This is a genomic window from Streptomyces sp. NPDC052682 (genome assembly GCF_040678435.1).
Taxonomy (GTDB): Bacteria; Actinomycetota; Actinomycetes; order Streptomycetales; family Streptomycetaceae; genus Streptomyces.
In genome coordinates, this window is the sequence record NZ_JBFATS010000007.1 from 312,925 (window position 1) to 329,940 (window position 17,016).

The following is a 17,016-nucleotide window of genomic DNA, read 5'->3' on the forward strand; positions in this document are numbered from 1 at the left end:
CTTCGTCCAGCTCGTGCTCGGTCCGCTCGGGAAGCGCTCCCTGCCAGGAGGTGACTTGGTGAACGCGCGACTGCTGACCCGGACCGTGATGGTCGCCATCCCCGTGTTCATCGTCGCGCTGACCGCCTTCTACTACGCCTTCTCGGACCAGCGGCTCCTCTTCGTCGCCATCGGAGTGGTCGGCGTCATCGGCATCGGTCTGGGCGTGCTTGTCCATCGCCCGGCGTATCGACTCCCCTGGCTGCTGCTCGCGGCGGGAAACCTCGCCTTCGCCGCGGGCCAGGCCGCCCAGATCGTCCTCATCGAGCTGCTGGGCCGGCAGGTTCCCTTTCCGTCCGTGGCCGACGGCTTCTATCTGGCGGCCTATCCGCTCTACGCGGCCGGGCTGCTGGGATTCGTCCGGTGGCGCACGAGCGGGCGCGACCGCGCGAGCCTCGTCGACGCGCTGACACTGACCGTCGGCGTGGCGCTGCTGGCCTGGCTCTTCCTCATCGAGCCCTACGCCCGTGTCGGGGGCCTCACCTGGGTGCAGAAGGCGTTCTCCATCGCCTATCCGCTGGGCGACATCCTCGTCCTGGCGATGCTGCTGCGGCTGCTCGCCGGCCGGGGCGGCAAGAGCCCCTCGCTCATGCTGCTCACCGTGGGCACCCTCGGCCTTCTCACCGCCGACGTGGCCTACGGCCTCATCCAGCTGAACGGGACCTGGAGCACGGGCACCTTGGTCGATCTGGGCTGGGCCGTCCTGTACGGCGCCTGGGCGGGCGCCGCTCTCCACCCGTCCATGCGGACGATGACCCAGCCGGCCGAATGGCGTGCCGACAGCGGCATGGGCCGGCTGAGCCTGCTCACCCTGGCGTCGCTGATCGCGCCGGCCATCCTCCTGGTGGAGGCGGTACGCGGCGTGCGTGCCAACGTCGGCGTCATCGGCGTCTTCTCCGCGGTGCTCTTCCTCCTCGTGCTCTACCGCCTGGCGGGCGTCGTGGCGACCCACCGGCAGGCGGTCGCCCGCGAGAAGGTGGTGCGCATCGCGGTGTCGGCCCTGGGCGGAGCGAGCGATCTGCGGGACGTGGCCACCGCCGTCCACTCCGCGGTCACGGATCTCATGGCGCACGGCCCGTCGCACTCCGCCCTGCTCACCGTTCCGGACAACGCCCTGTGGGTGAACGGCGCGCACGGCCGCGTACGCGGGCCCCTGTCCCCGAAGGGAACCGCGGCTGTCATGGAACTGGCGGCGTCCGGCGGTGCCCACCTGGTGGCGATCGACGATGTGGGGCCCGACGTCGCCGCCCGCCTCACCGGCCCGCAGGACAAGGGCCGTGCCCGTCGCGCGCTGGTCTGCCCGCTCACCTCGCAGGACCACCCCTCGGGCGATCCGCTGATCGGGGCACTGATCGTGGCGGGGGAGGAGCAGGACCTGCTCGTGCTCCGCTCCACGCTGGAGACGCTCGCCGCGCAGACCGCCCTCGCCGTGGCGCGGGTCGTCCTCGCCGAGGAGGTCAACCGGCGCAACAGCGAGGCGTACTTCCGCACGCTGGTGCAGAACGCCTCCGACGTCATCCTGATCCTCGACGACGACGACCGGGTCCGGTACGCCAGCCCCTCCGCCTACCAGGTGCTCGGCTTCGCGGACCTGGAGGGCGTCCAGCTGATCGACCTGGTGCCGCCGCAGGACAGCCGCACGGTGGTCGGGACACTCGGCCGGATACGCGGCGGCGACCAGTCCGGCGGCAGCGACCACTGGCGCATGGTCCGCGCGGACCGGGCGACCATCGAGGTGGAGGTGAGGTGGAGCGACCTGCGTGAGGAGGCCACCGTCGGCGGCGTGGTCCTCACCCTGCGGGACGTGACCGAACAGCGCAAGCTCGAACGGGAACTCACTCACCAGGCGTTCCACGACTCGCTCACCGGCCTGGCCAACCGCGTGCTCTTCCAGGACCGGGTCAGCCACGCCTTGGTGCAGGCTCAGCGCGACGGTACGGTGGTCGGCGTCCTCTTCCTGGACGTGGACGACTTCAAGGTCGTCAACGACATGCACGGGCACGCCGTGGGCGACGAACTCCTGGTCGCGCTGGCCCTGCGGCTGAAGACCGCCGCCCGTGCCTCCGACACCGCCGCCCGCATCGGCGGTGACGAGTTCGCCCTGCTGGTGGAGGGCGCCGTCTCACCGGAGGGTGTCGAGCGGTTCACCGAACACCTGATGGGGGTGTTCTCCGAGCCGTTCCGGCTCAGCGCCGGACTGATGAGCATGTACGCCAGCATCGGCGTGGCGACGACGGAGGACAGTGTCGACTCGGTGGAACTGCTGACCCATGCCGACCTCGCGCTGTACGCGGCGAAGAGCGGGGGCAAACGCCAGTGGCGCCGTTACCACCCGGAGTTGCAGAGCGGCATGGCCGAGCGCGCCGCTTTGCAGGAGGGCCTGGACAGTTCGCCGATCGAGACGTCCTTCCTGGTCCTGTACCAGCCCATCGTGGAGCTCGCCAGCGGGCGGATCGCCGGGTTCGAGGCACTCGTTCGCTGGCCCCACTCCACGCGCGGCATGGTGCTGCCGGAGCAGTTCATCACGCTCGCCGAGGAGAGCGGGCAGATCGTGCCCCTCGGTGCCTGGGTGCTCGACCGGGCCGCGGACGAGGCCGTCGGGTGGCACGGCGCGGTGGCGGGCGACGCGGCGGCCGGCCGCTCCGCACCGTACGTCAGCGTCAACGTGTCGCCGCGTCAGTTCCGGGACGAGGGGTTCTACCGGATGGTCCGGCGCGCCCTGGACCTGTCCGGTATCGAAGCGTCGTCTCTCGTGCTCGAACTGACCGAGAGTGTGCTGATGTACAACGACGAACGGGTCCGGGCCGAGATGAGCTCCCTCACGGACCTGGGCATCCGTATCGCCATTGACGACTTCGGAACGGGGTATTCGTCTCTGAGCTATCTGCGCGAGTTCCCGATCTCGATCCTCAAGATCGACAAGTCGTTCGTCGACGAACTCGGGCGTTCCACCCAGCAGTACGCTCTGGTCGAGGGCATCACGCACCTCGCGGACACGCTCGGCCTGACAGTGATCGCCGAAGGAGTGGAGGACGTGCGGCAGCAGCAGCTGCTGCTCTCCATGGGATGCCGGTTCGGCCAGGGATACCTCTTCGCCGAACCGGTCAGCGCCGAAGAGGCGAAGCAGCTCGTCCTCGCCCCGCCGCTCGGACCCCTGTCCGGGTTGCCCGGGGTACCGGGGGCCGGGAACCGGTGAGGGCGGCGGCCGCGTCGGGCGGGAGGCACAGTGCGCGCTCAGGGGCCGGCTGAGGCAGGAGACGAAGTGACGGAACGTGAGCAACGTCCGGCGGAGCCGGCCGCGTCGCGTGTGGTGCTGCGCAACTCCGAGGAGCAGTACGCGCTGTGGCCGGCCGACAGCCCGGTTCCGGCCGGGTGGTGGCACATCGGCGGACCGGCGGCCCCCGATCGGTGCGACGGCCTGGTCGAGCGCCTGTGGACCGACATGCGGCCCGCCAGCGCTCGCGCCGAACGGCACCCGCCGCGCCCCGGGCCGAGCACCGTGCCGGAGCTGGTCCGCGAGCGGGCGCGCCGTGCGCCGTCCGCCCTGGCGGTCCTGACGGACCGGGACCGGCTGACCTACGCCGAGTTGACCGGCCGAGCCGACCGGCTCGCGGACCGGCTACGGGCCTCGGGCGTCGGGGCGGAGTCCGTCGTCACCGTGTGCCTCGACCGCGTACCCGAACTGGTGGTCGCGCTGCTGGCGGTGCTGAACTCCGGCGGTGCCTTCCTGCCGCTCGACCCGGCGACCCCGCAGCAGCGCATGGCCGCTCTGGTCGAGGAGACCGGTTCCGTCGTCGTCGTCTCCAGCCGTGAGCACGCGCCGGTGTTCGCCGAGTCCGGGGCGCGCATCATCCATGCCGGGGAGGAGTCCCCCCAGGCGCCGCCGACGGGAGCGGGCCCGGGGCGCGGCCCCCGGCCGGACGACCTCGCCTACGTCCTGTACACCTCCGGGTCCACCGGACCGCCCAAGGGCGTGATGATCACCCATCGGTCGCTGTCGCACTCCCTGACCGCGGTGGCCCGGGCGTACGGGCTGACGCCCGGCGACCGGGTGCTGCACGCCGCGGCCCTCGGCTTCGACACCTCACTGGAGCAGATCTTCGCCACGCTGATCCACGGCGCCACCCTCGTCCTCGCGGGCACCCGGACATGGGCCCCCACCGACCTGCTGCGGCGCCTGCCGGAGTACGGCATCACCGTCGCCGACCTGACCCCCGCCTACTGGCAGCGGCTCGTCTCCATCGCGGACCGCGACGAGTTCGCCTCGCTGCGACTGGCCATCGTCGGCGGCGAGATCGTCACCGCGAAGGACTGCCGCGCCCTGCTGCGCCGGATACCGGGCGCGCGGCTCGTCAACGCCTACGGGCTCACCGAGACCACCATCACCTCCACCCTGTGTGACCTGAACGAGCAAGTGCTCGCCGCTCCCGACACCGCGGTCGCCCCGGTCGGACGGCCCCTGGAAGGGACGCGGGTGCACGTGCTCGACGCCCGGCTGCGCCCGGTACCACCGGGGGAGCGGGGCGAGATCTACATCGGCGGCCCGGGCGTGGCACGCGGCATCTGGCGGCAACCCGCGCTGACCGCCCGGCAGTTCTTGCCCGACCCGCACGGCGCCGCGCCGGGGGACCGGATGTACCGCACCGGGGATCTCGGCCGTCTGCGTCCGGACGGCAACCTAGAGATCCTCGGCCGGGTCGACGACCAGATGAAGATCCACGGGTTCCGGGTCGACCCGGCCGAGGTCGAGGCCGCGCTCGTCTCACACCCGGAGGTCGGCCAGGCGATGGTGGTGGCCCGGCCCCGTGCCGACGCCGACCGGGACCTCGTCGCGTACTACACCCCGGCCGCACCGCCGCAGGACGGCGAGAGGGCGCTGCGTGACCGGCTGCGGTCGGCGCTCGCCGAGAACCTGCCGGGCCACATGATCCCGGTGGCCTTCCACGCGGTGGAGCAGCTGCCCGTCGCACCGAGCGGAAAGCTCGACCGCAAGGCCGTGCCGGACCCCACGGAGGGGGCGCCGGCGGCCGACGCCGACGCCCGTCCGGTGCCGCAGGGCATAGCCCAGCTGTGGTGCCAGATCCTGGGCGTGCAGCGCGTCCGTCCGGACGACGACTTCTTCGAGCTGGGCGGCAACTCGCTGCTGGCCATGGAGATGCTCGCCCGCACCCGCGTCATCTTCGGCATCGGCGTGTCCGAGATCCGCGAACTGACCCGTTCCCTGCTGCGGCACCCGACGCTCGCCGCGTTCGCCGAGGCGGTGCTGCAGGCACGGGCCGGCCAGCTGTCCCGGCACGACGGCGCACGTGTCGACTTCGCCGCCGAGACCGACCGGCCCGTCCCGGCGGTGGGCCGGCGGGCACCGGCTCCGGACCCCCGGAATCCCGGTGACGTCCTCCTCACCGGAGCGACGGGATACTGCGGCGCGTACATGCTCGACGAGCTGCTGCGCAGGACGACGGGGCGGATCCTGTGTCTGGTCAGGGCCTCCGGGGAGCAGGAGGCCATGGAACGGATCCAGGCGGGCCACCAGCGCCACGTCGGCGGCCCTCTGTCCAGCGCCCGTGTCCAGCCGGTCGTCGGTGATCTGGCCGAGCCCCGCCTGGGGCTGACTCCCGAGCGGTTCGAGGAACTGGGATCGGCCATCGACGCCGTCTACCACTTCGGCAGCCAGGTCAACTTCGTCTACCCGTACCACGAGCTGTGCCAGGCCAACGTCGACGGCACCTACGAGATCATCCGCCTCGCCGCGGGACGGGCCGTGCCCGTCCACTTCACGTCGAGCATGGCGGTGCTCGCCGGATTCGGGCCGGCCGGCGTGCGTGAGGTGACGGAGACCATGCCGCTGGATTTCGCGGAGTACCTCTCGGTGGGCTACGTGGAGACCAAGTGGGTCGCCGAGGCGCTGTTGAAGAAGGCGTCCGACGCGGGGCTGCCGGTCGCCGTCTACCGGCTGATGGACGTCTCGGGTGAGAGCGGGACGGGCGGGATGAATCCCGGCAGCGAGATGGCCGCCCTGCTCCGCTTCATCATGCGCACCGGGCTGTGCCCCGACGTCCCGCTGCCGCTGGACTTCCTGCCGGCCGACTGTCTCGTCCGCGTGATCGGTCACCTCTCCACGCGCCGTCCCGCTCGCGGCGAGGTCTATCACCTCACCAATCCTCGTCCCGCGCTGCTGCACGCGCTCGCCGAGCGCCTGCGCGAGCGGGGCCACCCGGTGCGCGAGATCCCCTACCCCGAGTGGATCACCGCGCTGGTGGCGTACGCGGCCGGACATCCCACCGACCCGATCACCCCGTTCGTCCCGCTCTTCGTCGACCGGTGCAGCGGCGCCGACATGACCGTGAGCGAGATGTACTTCCAGGGCGTCTTTCCCGAGTTCACCCGCGACAACGCCCAACGGGCGCTGAGGGACGCCGGGATCTTTGTCCCGCCGGTGGACACGGATATGATGGATCGTCAGATCGATTTCCTCCAGCAAGGCGGATGCGACCGGCCCGCAGGCAGCCGCGAGCCCGGAGCGGCACGGTGGTGAGCCGCGGCGCCGGCTGGGAGGAGCTGGATGTGCTTCGGGCGCCGCCCGACGGTCCGGTGGCCTTCTGCCCCGACCTCAGTCCGGCCGGCCTGCTGGCGGCGTACCGCGCCGGGGCCTATCCGTTCCCGGCGTCCGACGAGTACACCGCCGCCCTCAACGAAGTGATCTTCGCCGACCAGGTGCAGAAGGGCCGAATCCGGCTCATGGGCGGGGAATCGGCCGATCCCTACAGCGTGTCCTGGTGGTCGCCCGACCCCAGACCGGTGCTGCCAGTCACGGGCGTGCGCCTCGGCCGGAGCCTCGCCCGGCGGCTGCGCAACCGGCTGCCCTGGTCCACCAGCATGGACCGGCGGTTCGAACAGGTCGTCCGCGCGTGCCGGGCCGGCCGCACCCCCCTGTGGCTCACCGAAGAGCTGATCGCGAGCCTGGTCCACCTCCATGAACAGGGACAGGCGCACAGTGTCGAGGTGTGGGAGGACGGCGAGCTGATCGGCGGGGTCTTCGGCCTGCGGGTCGGGCCGGTGTTCAGCATGGACTCGATGTTCTTCCGCCGTCCCGGCGCCTCGAAGGTCGCGGTGGCCGACCTCGCGGCGCGCTTCGCCGAGGCCGCCGGCGAGCTGCTCGACGCACAGCGCGACAGCCCGCACGTGCGCGGCCTGGGTGCCGTTCTCCTGCCACGGGAGCAGTACGTACGACATCTGCGCCGCGCCGCGGGCGACAGCGCCCCGATGCCCACCGGCACCCTGCCCGCTCACCGCCTCGCCCCGCCCGCGCGAGCGCACTGACCCCGGACCGCGGCCTTCAGGAGCTCTCGCCGGAGGGGCGGCCGCGGTACCGGTCAGGGGTGTCCGGTGAGCCGGCCCCATCGGTGCGGTACCGGAACGTCTGCAGCAGGAGCCTTTCGCCCTGCTCCGCCGTCATCGGCCGGGCGAACAGGTAGCCCTGCCCGAACCGGCAGCCGATGCTCGCCAGCAACTCCCGCTGCTCCCGCTCCTCGATCCCCTCGGCGATCACGTCGAGCCCGAGGGTGTCGGCGAGCCGTACGATGCCCTCGACCAGGGCCAGCTTCTGCGTGTCCCGCGGGATACCGTCGATGAACGTCTTGTCGATCTTGAGCACGTCGATGGGGAAGTCCCTCAGATAGCGCAGCGAGGCGTAGCCGGTGCCGAAGTCGTCGATCGCTATCCGCACGCCGGTGTCCTTCAGCTCACGGATCAGCGCGTCGATCTGGTCGGTCCGCTTCATGAGCACGGACTCGGTGAGTTCCAGCTGCAGCGTGCCCGGAGCCAGGCCGGTGGCGTCGAGGGCCGCGCGCACCTCGTCGAGGAAGGCCATGTCCTGCCACTGCCGGGCGGAGACGTTGACGCTCAGGTACGGCGGCGTCCGCAGGCGGGCACATCGCTGCAGCCGGGCCATGTCGGCCGTGGCGCGGCGCAGCACCCACGCTCCCAGCACGGAGATGTGCCCGGACTCCTCGGCCAGCGGGATGAACTGCCCCGGCGGGATGAACTGCCCCGGCGGGATGAACTGCCCGGGCGGGACCGGTCCGTTGGACAGGCGGGGCCAGCGGGCCAGTGCCTCGAAGCCCACGACCTCGCCCGCGGCGATGCCCACGACCGGCTGGTAGCGCAGGGAGAACTCCTCTCTGGCGAGGGCTCCGTCCAACTGCGCCTGAAGGTCGTGGCGTTCGGCGAGACGGACGCGCTGCTGGGGCTGGAAGCGCCGCCACTGCCGCTTTCCGGCGGCCTTCGCGGCGTACAGAGCCAGATCGGCGAGGGCCAGGAGTTCCTCGGCGTCCGTGGTGTCCCGGGCCGTGGCCACCCCCACACTGGCGGAGACGCTCACCGAGTCCTCCGACAGCTGGAAGGGCCGGTTCAGAGTCTGGATCACCTGCGCGGCCAGCAACTCCGCGTCGAGGGGCTGCTTGGCGTCCTCCATGAGCACGGCGAACTCGTCGCCGCCGAGCCGCGCCGCCGTGTCGGTGCGGCGCAGCGCCCCCGACAGCCGTTCCGCCACGGCACGCAGCAACTGGTCACCGACGGCGTGCCCGCGCGTATCGTTGACGATCTTGAAGTCGTCCAGGTCGATGAAGAGCAGACAGGTGATCGACGACTCGCGCCGGCCACGCAGCAGCGCGCGCTGCGTCCTCTCCAGCAGCAGCGTCCGGTTGGGCAGGCCGGTCAGGGAGTCGTGGAAGGCGCGCTGCGTCAGCTCGTGCTCCAGCCGGCGCTGCTCCGTGACGTCGCGCAGGGTGACGACCAGACCGTTCACGGTCCGGTCCTGCCGCAGATCGCGACAGCGCACCTCCACTTCGATACGGTCCGAGTCGCGTACCACCCACCAGTGGTCGTGCGCATCTCCCCGCCCGTCCTTCAGCAGGGTCGTCAGGGTCCGGATCACCCGGTCCCGTGGGTCCACCAGTGCCTGGAGTTGATATCCGGCCAGGTCGGAGCTGCCGAAGACGGCACGCGCGGACGGGCTGGCGTACCGGACGGTCATGTCGTCGTCGACGATCAGGGTGACGTCCGAGGCGTTGTGCACCAGAGTGCGGAAATACGCCTCGCTCTCCCGGCGGGTGACCTCCTGGCGCAGCGCGATCCGTTCCGACGCCAGCCCCGCGTGCGAGGCCAGGATCTCGAGCGAGCCGCGTATCTCGGCGAGTCGCTGCTCGGGGCCCGCCGCCACCAGCAGCCCCGAGGCCGCGCCGCCGGCCGGACGGTCGGGGGGAACGATGGGGCAGACCAGGGCCGTCGGCATGTCCGCGAGCTGCGCGGTGATGTCCGGCCCCAGCGCATCGACGGGCACCATCAGGGCGCGGTGCCGGGCGACGCCCTCCCGGCCGCTGTGGGCGGCCCCCTCGCTGTTCAGACGGACGTACAGGTCCTGGGCGGTCCGGTCCCGCAGCACCAGGGTCGCGTGCCGCACATTCGGTCCGCACAGCGCCGTTACCGCCGTCCTGCAGGCCTGAGCGACCTCCTCCGGCCAGAAGGCCCGCACCAGCGCGGCGGCCGCCGTGCGCAGGGCCTGCTCCCGCGTCAGGGCCTTGCGGTACGCCGCGACCAGGACCGCGAGTCGCAGGATGACCAGCACGAACAGCACACCGGAGAAGATGCCCAGCACGGTCGCGTCGTGGACCACTCCCGTGATCTCCTGGTGGACCAGCACGGCCGGCGGTACCAGGGTGGCCAGGGTGAGCAGCAGGAGCCGGCGCCAGGGCGGCAGCAGGGACTGCGACGGGGACTGCGCGGCGGTGAGCCCGGCCATGGAGGGGTGCAGCGCGGCCAGCCCCCAGGCCGTGTAGAAGACGATGCCGCCGCAGTACAGCAGGGTGCCGGCTCGTTCCAGGTCGTTGAGTTCCAGGACTCCGTAGGCGAAGTCGAAGCAGACCAGCGCACCCGTGCCCAGGGCGAGCAGCTGGACGGCCCGGTTCGGCCGGATCTGGGGCCGGGAGATGAGCAGCGGCACCAGCATCGCCAGCACCAGCAGGTCACCCAGCACGTAGGCCGCGCTGATGGTGCCCTGCCAGGAGGGGCCCTCGAGCCGGGCCAGAGGACGCACCAGATAGATCCACACCGGCAGGGCCAGGCCCGCCGTGACGATCAGCGCGTCCAGCACCCCGGAGGGATCACGGCCCGTCCAGCGCTGCCGCACCAGACCGAACAGCCCTGCGGCCAGGAGCGGGTAGGCAGCGAGGTACCAGGCGCAGGTCAGGGACCACATCGGGCCAGAGGCGTGGAAGTACGTCTCCTGCACCAGGTAGCCGGTGTCGCCCGCCGCGAAGGCGAGCAGCCCCGCGGCGATCACCCACCAGGGCCGGCGGTGCGCGGGCCGGTGGAGCCGCACACCGGCCAGGACGGCGGCGGCGCCCGCCAGGCCGATCACGGCCCACACCGGCCCACGCAGGCCGGGGACGGCGAGGTAGACGCCGGTGAGGGCTGCCGCCAGGGCGACCAGGGCGGCCCTCAGGCGATGGACCGGCAACAAGGGCAAACACCCCGAAAGCGGTGGACACCGAAATGCGCGGTACGCGCCGATGGGAATCTCGTTCGATCGTAGGCACGACCGTTGCCGCGCCGCATGTTGTCGCGGGGCCGTGGGCGGCGACCGCTAGTCCTTCGCCGTCGGTCGCCGGGCGGAGTGGGCGTAGCCGTCGGGGTTCAGCCGGTGGAAGCGCCAGGCGTCCGCGCACATGTCGGCGAGATCCCGGACGGGCCGCCAGCCCCAGGCGCGCCGCATGGCGGACGGGTCGGTGACGAGTTCGGCGGCATCGCCGGGGCGGCGGGGCTCGATGTCGTACGGGATGGGCCGGCCGCTGGCGCTGGAGAAGGCGGCGATGACGTCGAGGACCGAGCTGCCCCGGCCGGTGCCCAGGTTGTAGACGTGCATGCCCGGTCCGTCGGCAAGGTGGTCGAGGGCCAGGCGGTGCGCCTCGACGGCGTCCATGACGTGGAGGTAGTCCCGTACGGGGGTGCCGTCCCGGGTCGGGTAGTCGTCACCGAAGACCCCGAGCCGCTCGGCGCGGCCCGCGGCCACCTCCGCCACGCGCTGCATCAGATTGCCGGACATGGAACGGGGGGCCTCACCGAGCAGTCCGCTGGGGTGGGCCCCCGCCGGGCTGGAGTAGCGCAGACACACCACGGTGTACTCGGCCTCCCAGCGGCAGACGTCCCTGAGGATCTGTTCGCCGATCCACTTGGAGGTCGCGTACGAGGTGGCGGGCCGGACGGGTGTGGCCTCGTCGAGCGGCCCGCGCCCGGCGTCGCCGTAGACGGAGCAGGACGACGGGAACACGAGCCGGTGCACCCCGTGCTCACCCATGGTCCGCAGCAGGGTCGTCGTCCCGCCGACGTTGGTGTCGTGCAGCTCTACGGGCATCCGTGCCGACGTCCCTGCGGCCTTGTGCGCGGCAAAGTGCACGACGGCGTCCACGGAGTGCCGGTCGAAGACGGCCGACAGGGCGTGCCGGTCACGGATGTCCAGCTCGTACACGGCGCCGACGAACCGGCCTGCGATCCGTTCCACACGGGCGAAGACCTGCGGGCTGCTGTTGACGTAGTTGTCGACCGCGATCACCTCGTAGCCGTGATCGAGGAGTTCCACGCAGGTGTGGCTGCCGAGGAACCCGGCTCCGCCCGTGAGGAGAACGGTCGACGGAGGCCACCCGGGCGCTGTCCGGGCGGCCGCACGCGGGCGCCGCTCTGTCTCCACCGCGCCTCACCCGCCCCACCGTCACATGCCCGAACGTCGTACGTTTACGCCGTATATGTACCACTATGGGTCGTCGGTCCGCCGCTGGTCAAGTGCGTGGGCGGCTCCCTGCGGCGGCCGCGCTCGTCACGGCCTGACCAGCAGCTGGAAGTCGAACGCGTACCGCGAGCCCCGGTAGATGTGCGTTCCGTACTCCACCGCCCGGCCCGTGTCGTCGTACGCCGTGCGCTGCATGGTCAGCAGTGCCGCGCCCGCCTGCTCGTCCAGGCGGGCCGCCTCCTCGGCGGTGGCCGAGCGGGCGCCCACCGTCTGGCGGGCGCTGTGCAGGGTGATGCCGGCCGCACGCATCATGCGGTACAGGCCCGTCGACTCCAGGCGGGCGGTGTCGAGGTCCAGCAGGCCCGCCGGCAGGTAGTTGCACAGCAGGGCGACCGGCTGGCCGTGGGTGCGGCGCAGCCGCTCCAGGACGACCACCTCGCCGCCCTTCGCCACGCCCAGCGCCGCCGCGACGTCCGCGGCCGCCGGGACCACCTCGTTGCGCACCACCTGCGTGGTCGGTCCCTGCCCGGCCGCCTCCAGGTCGTCGTAGAGGCTGCTCAGCTCCAGGGGGCGCTTGACCTGGCTGTGCACCACCTGGGTGCCCACCCCGCGCCGCCGGACCAGCAGCCCCTTGTCGACGAGGGACTGGATGGCCTGGCGGACGGTGGGACGGGACAGGCCGAGGCGGACCGACAGGTCCACCTCGTTGCCCAGGAGGTTGCCCGGCGCGAGCACGCCCTGCTCGATCGCCGCCTCCAGCTGCTGGGCGAGCTGGTAGTACAGCGGCACCGGGCTGCCCCGGTCCAGGGCGAAGTCCAGCGCGCTGAGCGCGGGGGCGGTCGCGGTGCGGGCCCGGTCACCGGTCTTCGCCATGGACGTACCTCCCTTTGGGGACGCGGGCGTCAGGAGTTGCTCGGGAAACCGAGGTTGATGCCCGCGTCGGCCGGGTCCGGCCAGCGGGTGGTGATGACCTTGCCCTGCGTGTAGAAGGCGATGCCGTCGTTGCCGTAGATGTGCAGGTCGCCGAAGAGGGAGTCCTTCCAGCCGCCGAAGGAGTGGTAGCCGACGGGGACCGGGATCGGGACGTTGACGCCGACCATGCCGGCCTTGACCTCCAGCTGGAAGCGGCGGGCGGCGCCGCCGTCGCGCGTGAAGATCGCGGTGCCGTTGCCCCAGCGGGAGGAGTTGATCAGCTGGATCGCGTCGTCGTAGGTGTCCGCGCGGACCACGCACAGCACCGGGCCGAAGATCTCGTCCCGGTACGCGTCCGCCGTGACCGGCACCTTGTCGAGCAGCGAGACACCGAGGTAGAAGCCGTCCTCGTGGCCCTCCACCGTGTAGCCGGTGCCGTCGACGACGACCTGGGCGCCCTGCTCGGCCGCCGAGTGGACGTAGGAGGCCACCTTGTCGCGGTGCTCGCGGGTGATCAGCGGGCCCATCTCGGAGGACGGGTCGTTGCCGGGGCCGATCCTCAGGTTCTTCGCCCGCTCGGCGATCTTGGCGACCAGCTCGTCGCCGGTGTCGCCGACCGCGACCACGACCGACACGGCCATGCAGCGCTCGCCGGCCGAGCCGTACGCCGCGTTGATCGCCTGGTCCGCGGCGAAGTCCAGGTCGGCGTCGGGCAGCACCAGCATGTGGTTCTTGGCGCCGCCCAGAGCCTGCACGCGCTTGCCGTGCTCGACCGCCTTGAGCTGGATGTACTTGGCGATCGGGGTGGAGCCGACGAAGGAGACCGCCTCGATGTCCGGGTGCTCCAGGATGCGGTCCACGGCCACCTTGTCGCCCTGCACGATGTTCAGGACACCGTCCGGCAGACCGGCCTCGGCGGCCAGCTCCGCCAGGCGGAAGGAAGCCGACGGATCCTTCTCGCTGGGCTTGAGGACGAAGGTGTTGCCGCACGCGATGGCCAGCGGGAACATCCACATCGGCACCATCGCCGGGAAGTTGAACGGCGTGATGCCCGCGACCACGCCCAGCGGCTGGCGGATCGAGGCGACGTCGACCCGGGTGGAGACCTGGGTGGACAGCTCGCCCTTGAGCTGGACGGAGATGCCGCAGGCCAGCTCCACGATCTCCATGCCGCGCGCGACCTCGCCGAGCGCGTCGGAGTGCACCTTGCCGTGCTCGGCGGTGATCAGCTCCGCGATCTCGTCGCGGTGGGCGTCCAGCAGCTCGCGGTACTTGAACAGGATCGCCGTGCGCTTGGCCAGCGAGGACTCGCCCCAGCTCTCGAACGCCTGCTTCGCGGCGGCGACGGCGGCGTCCACCTCGTCGACGGTGGCGAACGCGACCTGCTTCTCCTGGGCGCCGGTGGCCGGGTTGTAGACCGGGCCGAAGCGGCCGGAGGTGCCCTCGACGGGCTTGCCGCCGATCCAGTGGTTGATGGTCTTCATGGGGTGCAAGGGCCTTTCGGAGAAGGAGCGGGGGTCTCAGAGGTGGCGGCGGCGGCCGGCGACCTGCCGGTCGTAGCGCAGGCGGGCCTCGACGGCCGCCTCGCGGGAGGCGACCTCGGCCACCGGCACGTCCCACCAGGCCTCGGCCGGGGGAGCGGTGGGCGTCGGGTCGGTCTCGACGTACACGCACGTCGGGCGGTCCGAGGCCCGGGCGGTGGCCAGCGCCTCGCGCAGCTCGCGCACCGTCTTGGCGCGCAGCACGTCCATGCCGAGGCTGGCCGCGTTGGCGGCCAGGTCGACGGGGAGCGGGGCGCCGGTGAAGGTGCCGTCGGCGGCCCGGTAGCGGTAGGCCGTGCCGAACCGCTCGCCGCCGGTCTCCTCGGACAGGCCGCCGATGGAGGCGTAGCCGTGGTTCTGGATCAGCACGATCTTCAGCGGCAGGCCCTCCTGCACGGCGGTGACGATCTCCGTCGGCATCATCAGGTACGTGCCGTCGCCGACCAGGGACCACACGGTGGTGCCGGGCGCCGCCTGCTGCACGCCGATCCCGGCCGGGATCTCGTAGCCCATGCAGGAGTAGCCGTACTCCAGGTGGTACTGGCGCGGCGAGCGGGAGCGCCACAGTTTGTGCAGGTCGCCCGGGAGCGAACCGGCCGCGTTGATCACCACGTCCGTCTCGCCCACGACCGCGTCGAGCGCGCCGAGCACCTGGGTCTGGGTGGGCACCGCGTTCTCGTCCGCGGCGCGGTAGGCGGCCTCGACGACCCGCTCCCAGCGCTCCTTGCCGACGCGGTACTCGGCCTCGTACGCCTCCGCCACCCGGTGCCCCGCCAGGGCCTCGGTGAGCTGCTCCAGGCCGGCCCTCGCGTCGCACACCAGGGTCCGCGCGGACAGCTTGTGCGCGTCGAAGGAGGTGATGTTGAGGTTCAGGAACCGCACGTCCGGGTTCTGGAACAGGGTGCCGGAGGCGGTGGTGAAGTCGGTGTAGCGGGTGCCGACGCCGATGACCAGGTCGGCGGTGCGGGCGATGCCGTCGCTGACCGCCGTGCCGGTGTGGCCGATGCCGCCGAGGTCGGCGGGGTGGTCGTGGCGCAGCGCGCCCTTGCCGGCCTGGGTGGAGGAGACCGGGATGCCGGTGGCCTCCACGAACGCCCGCAGGGCCTGCTCGGCCTCGCTGTGATGGACGCCCCCGCCCGCGATGATCAGGGGCCGTTCGGCGGACCTGATGGCCTCCACGGCCGCGGCCAGTTCCACCGGGTCCGGCGCGGGACGCCGTACGTACCAGACGCGCTCGGCGAAGAACTCCTCCGGCCAGTCGTACGCCTCCGCCTGCACGTCCTGCGGCAGGGCGAGGGTGACGGCGCCGGTCTCCGCCGGGTCGGCCAGCACGCGCATGGCGTTGAGCGCCGAGGGGATCAGGGCCTCGGGGCGGGTGATCCGGTCGAAGTAGCGGGAGACCGGGCGCAGGGTGTCGTTGACGGAGACGTCCGCCTCCACCGGGTGCTCCAGCTGCTGCAGCAGCGGGTCGGCGCAGTGGGTGGCGAAGTAGTCGCCGGGCAGCAGCAGCACCGGCAGGCGGTTGATGGTGGCCAGCGCCGCGCCGGTGACCAGGTTGGTGGCGCCCGGGCCGATGGAGGTCGTCACGGCCTGCGCGGACAGGCGGTTGAGCTGGCGGGCGTAGCCGACCGCCGCGTGCACCATGGACTGCTCGTTGCGGCCCTGGTGGTACGGCATCACGTCGGCGTGCTCGACCAGCGCCTGGCCGATCCCCGCCACGTTGCCGTGGCCGAAGATGCCCCAGGTGCCGGAGATCAGCCGGTGCCGTACGCCGTCCCGCTCGGTGTACTGGGCGGACAGGAACCGCACCAGCGCCTGGGCGGTCGTCAGTCGGCGGGTCGTGGCGGTCATACGGAGGTCTCCGGGGCGGTGTAGAGGGGGAGTCGGGGGTCGACGGGCTGGTCCGGCCAGGTGTCGCGGATCCAGGCGTGGTCGGGGTGGTCGCAGATCAGCCAGGCCCGCTCGGCCTCCGGGCCCGCCATGACGTTGAGGTAGTACATGTGGTGGCCGGGCGTGGCCATGGACGGACCGTGCCAGCCGTCGGGGATCAGCACCACGTCGCCGTCGCGGACCTCGGCCAGCACGTCCGTGTCCCGGCCGGGGCCGGAGGGGGAGACCCGCTGGTAGCCGAGGCCGGGGGTGCCGTCGTGCGCGGCGAACTCGAAGTAGTAGATCTCCTCCAGGACCGACTCCTCGCCCGGGCGGTGCTCGTCGTGCTTGTGCGGCGGGAACGACGACCAGTTGCCGCCGGGCGTGATCACCTCCACGGCGATGAGCTTGTCGCACTCGAACACCCCGGCCGCGCCGAAGTTGTTGACCTGGCGGGAGCAGGTGCCGGTGCCGCGCAGTTCCACCGGGACGGAGGAGGCCGGGCCGTAGCGGGCCGGCAGACGGCGGGTGCAGCGGGCGCCGGTGAGCGCGAACCGGCCGCCGCCGGCGGAGGTCACGGTCGCGCGGGCGTCACGGGGTACGTACGCGAAGTCGCTGACGGCGCTGAAGACGTCCGGGCGGCCGTGCAGCTCGAAGGTCTTCTGGCCGAAGTCGTCGGCGGCGCCGACCGTGCACGCCCCGCTGAGGGACAGGACGATCCACTCGCTGTCGCCGGTGTCGAAGGAGTGCGTGCCGCCCGGCGGCAGCTCCAGGACACGCAGGCTGGAGTAGCCCCAGCCGGCCTTCTCCGGCGTGACGTCGACGAGGTAGGGGCCGCCGAGAGCCTTGCCCCGGGGGAGGTGATACGTCATG

9 protein-coding genes are annotated in these 17,016 nt (G+C 72.0%); 3 read left to right on the forward strand and 6 right to left on the reverse strand.

What is annotated here, in order from left to right; all coding sequences use genetic code 11:
- Window positions 1-58: 58 nt before the first annotated feature.
- From AB0K80_RS13765 to AB0K80_RS13775, 3 genes are all read left to right on the forward strand, one after another.
- Complete coding sequence (locus AB0K80_RS13765) at window positions 59-3,235, forward strand: EAL domain-containing protein (RefSeq protein WP_365669057.1); 3,177 nt, start codon at window positions 59-61, stop codon at window positions 3,233-3,235.
- Window positions 3,236-3,301: 66 nt separating this feature from the next.
- The gene (locus tag AB0K80_RS13770) at window positions 3,302-6,574 is read left to right on the forward strand and encodes an amino acid adenylation domain-containing protein (protein ID WP_365669060.1); all 3,273 of its coding nucleotides are present in this window, start codon (window positions 3,302-3,304) and stop codon (window positions 6,572-6,574) included.
- On the forward strand, window positions 6,571-7,359 hold the full coding sequence (locus tag AB0K80_RS13775) for a leucyl/phenylalanyl-tRNA--protein transferase (protein ID WP_365669061.1): 789 nt from the start codon (window positions 6,571-6,573) through the stop codon (window positions 7,357-7,359). Before AB0K80_RS13770 ends, AB0K80_RS13775 begins: the two co-directional genes overlap by 4 nt.
- 16 nt (window positions 7,360-7,375) lie before the next feature.
- Here the strand turns inward: AB0K80_RS13775 and AB0K80_RS13780 are convergent, their stop codons facing one another.
- The 6 genes from AB0K80_RS13780 to iolB form a co-directional block, all read right to left on the reverse strand.
- The gene (locus tag AB0K80_RS13780; protein ID WP_365669063.1) at window positions 7,376-10,555 is read right to left on the reverse strand and encodes a bifunctional diguanylate cyclase/phosphodiesterase; all 3,180 of its coding nucleotides are present in this window, start codon (window positions 10,553-10,555) and stop codon (window positions 7,376-7,378) included.
- A gap of 126 nt (window positions 10,556-10,681) precedes the next feature.
- Window positions 10,682-11,782 (reverse strand): UDP-glucose 4-epimerase GalE, encoded by a 1,101-nt coding sequence (galE, locus tag AB0K80_RS13785; protein ID WP_365669064.1) that lies wholly within the window; start codon window positions 11,780-11,782, stop codon window positions 10,682-10,684.
- A 126-nt stretch (window positions 11,783-11,908) separates the two neighbouring features.
- Window positions 11,909-12,694, reverse strand: a complete 786-nt coding sequence (locus tag AB0K80_RS13790; RefSeq protein ID WP_365669066.1) for a GntR family transcriptional regulator — start codon at window positions 12,692-12,694, stop codon at window positions 11,909-11,911.
- 29 nt (window positions 12,695-12,723) lie between these two features.
- Window positions 12,724-14,217, reverse strand: coding sequence for a CoA-acylating methylmalonate-semialdehyde dehydrogenase (locus AB0K80_RS13795; protein ID WP_365669068.1), 1,494 nt, complete (start codon window positions 14,215-14,217; stop codon window positions 12,724-12,726).
- Window positions 14,218-14,253: 36 nt separating this feature from the next.
- Window positions 14,254-16,125, reverse strand: coding sequence for a 3D-(3,5/4)-trihydroxycyclohexane-1,2-dione acylhydrolase (decyclizing) (iolD, locus tag AB0K80_RS13800; protein WP_365669069.1), 1,872 nt, complete (start codon window positions 16,123-16,125; stop codon window positions 14,254-14,256).
- Window positions 16,122-17,015 (reverse strand): 5-deoxy-glucuronate isomerase, encoded by an 894-nt coding sequence (iolB, locus tag AB0K80_RS13805; RefSeq protein WP_365669071.1) that lies wholly within the window; start codon window positions 17,013-17,015, stop codon window positions 16,122-16,124. The genes iolD and iolB overlap by 4 nt, the downstream gene beginning before the upstream one ends.
- Window position 17,016: the final 1 nt, after the last annotated feature.

Bases quoted from the DNA above. Each gene is read 5' to 3' on its own strand.
- AB0K80_RS13790 (WP_365669066.1), bottom strand. From the start codon at position 12,694: ATGGCGAAGACCGGTGACCGGGCCCGCACCGCGACCGCCCCCGCGCTC.
- AB0K80_RS13795 (WP_365669068.1), bottom strand. From the start codon at position 14,217: ATGAAGACCATCAACCACTGGATCGGCGGCAAGCCCGTCGAGGGCACC.
- iolD (WP_365669069.1), bottom strand. From the start codon at position 16,125: ATGACCGCCACGACCCGCCGACTGACGACCGCCCAGGCGCTGGTGCGG.
- iolB (WP_365669071.1), bottom strand. From the start codon at position 17,015: ATGACGTATCACCTCCCCCGGGGCAAGGCTCTCGGCGGCCCCTACCTC.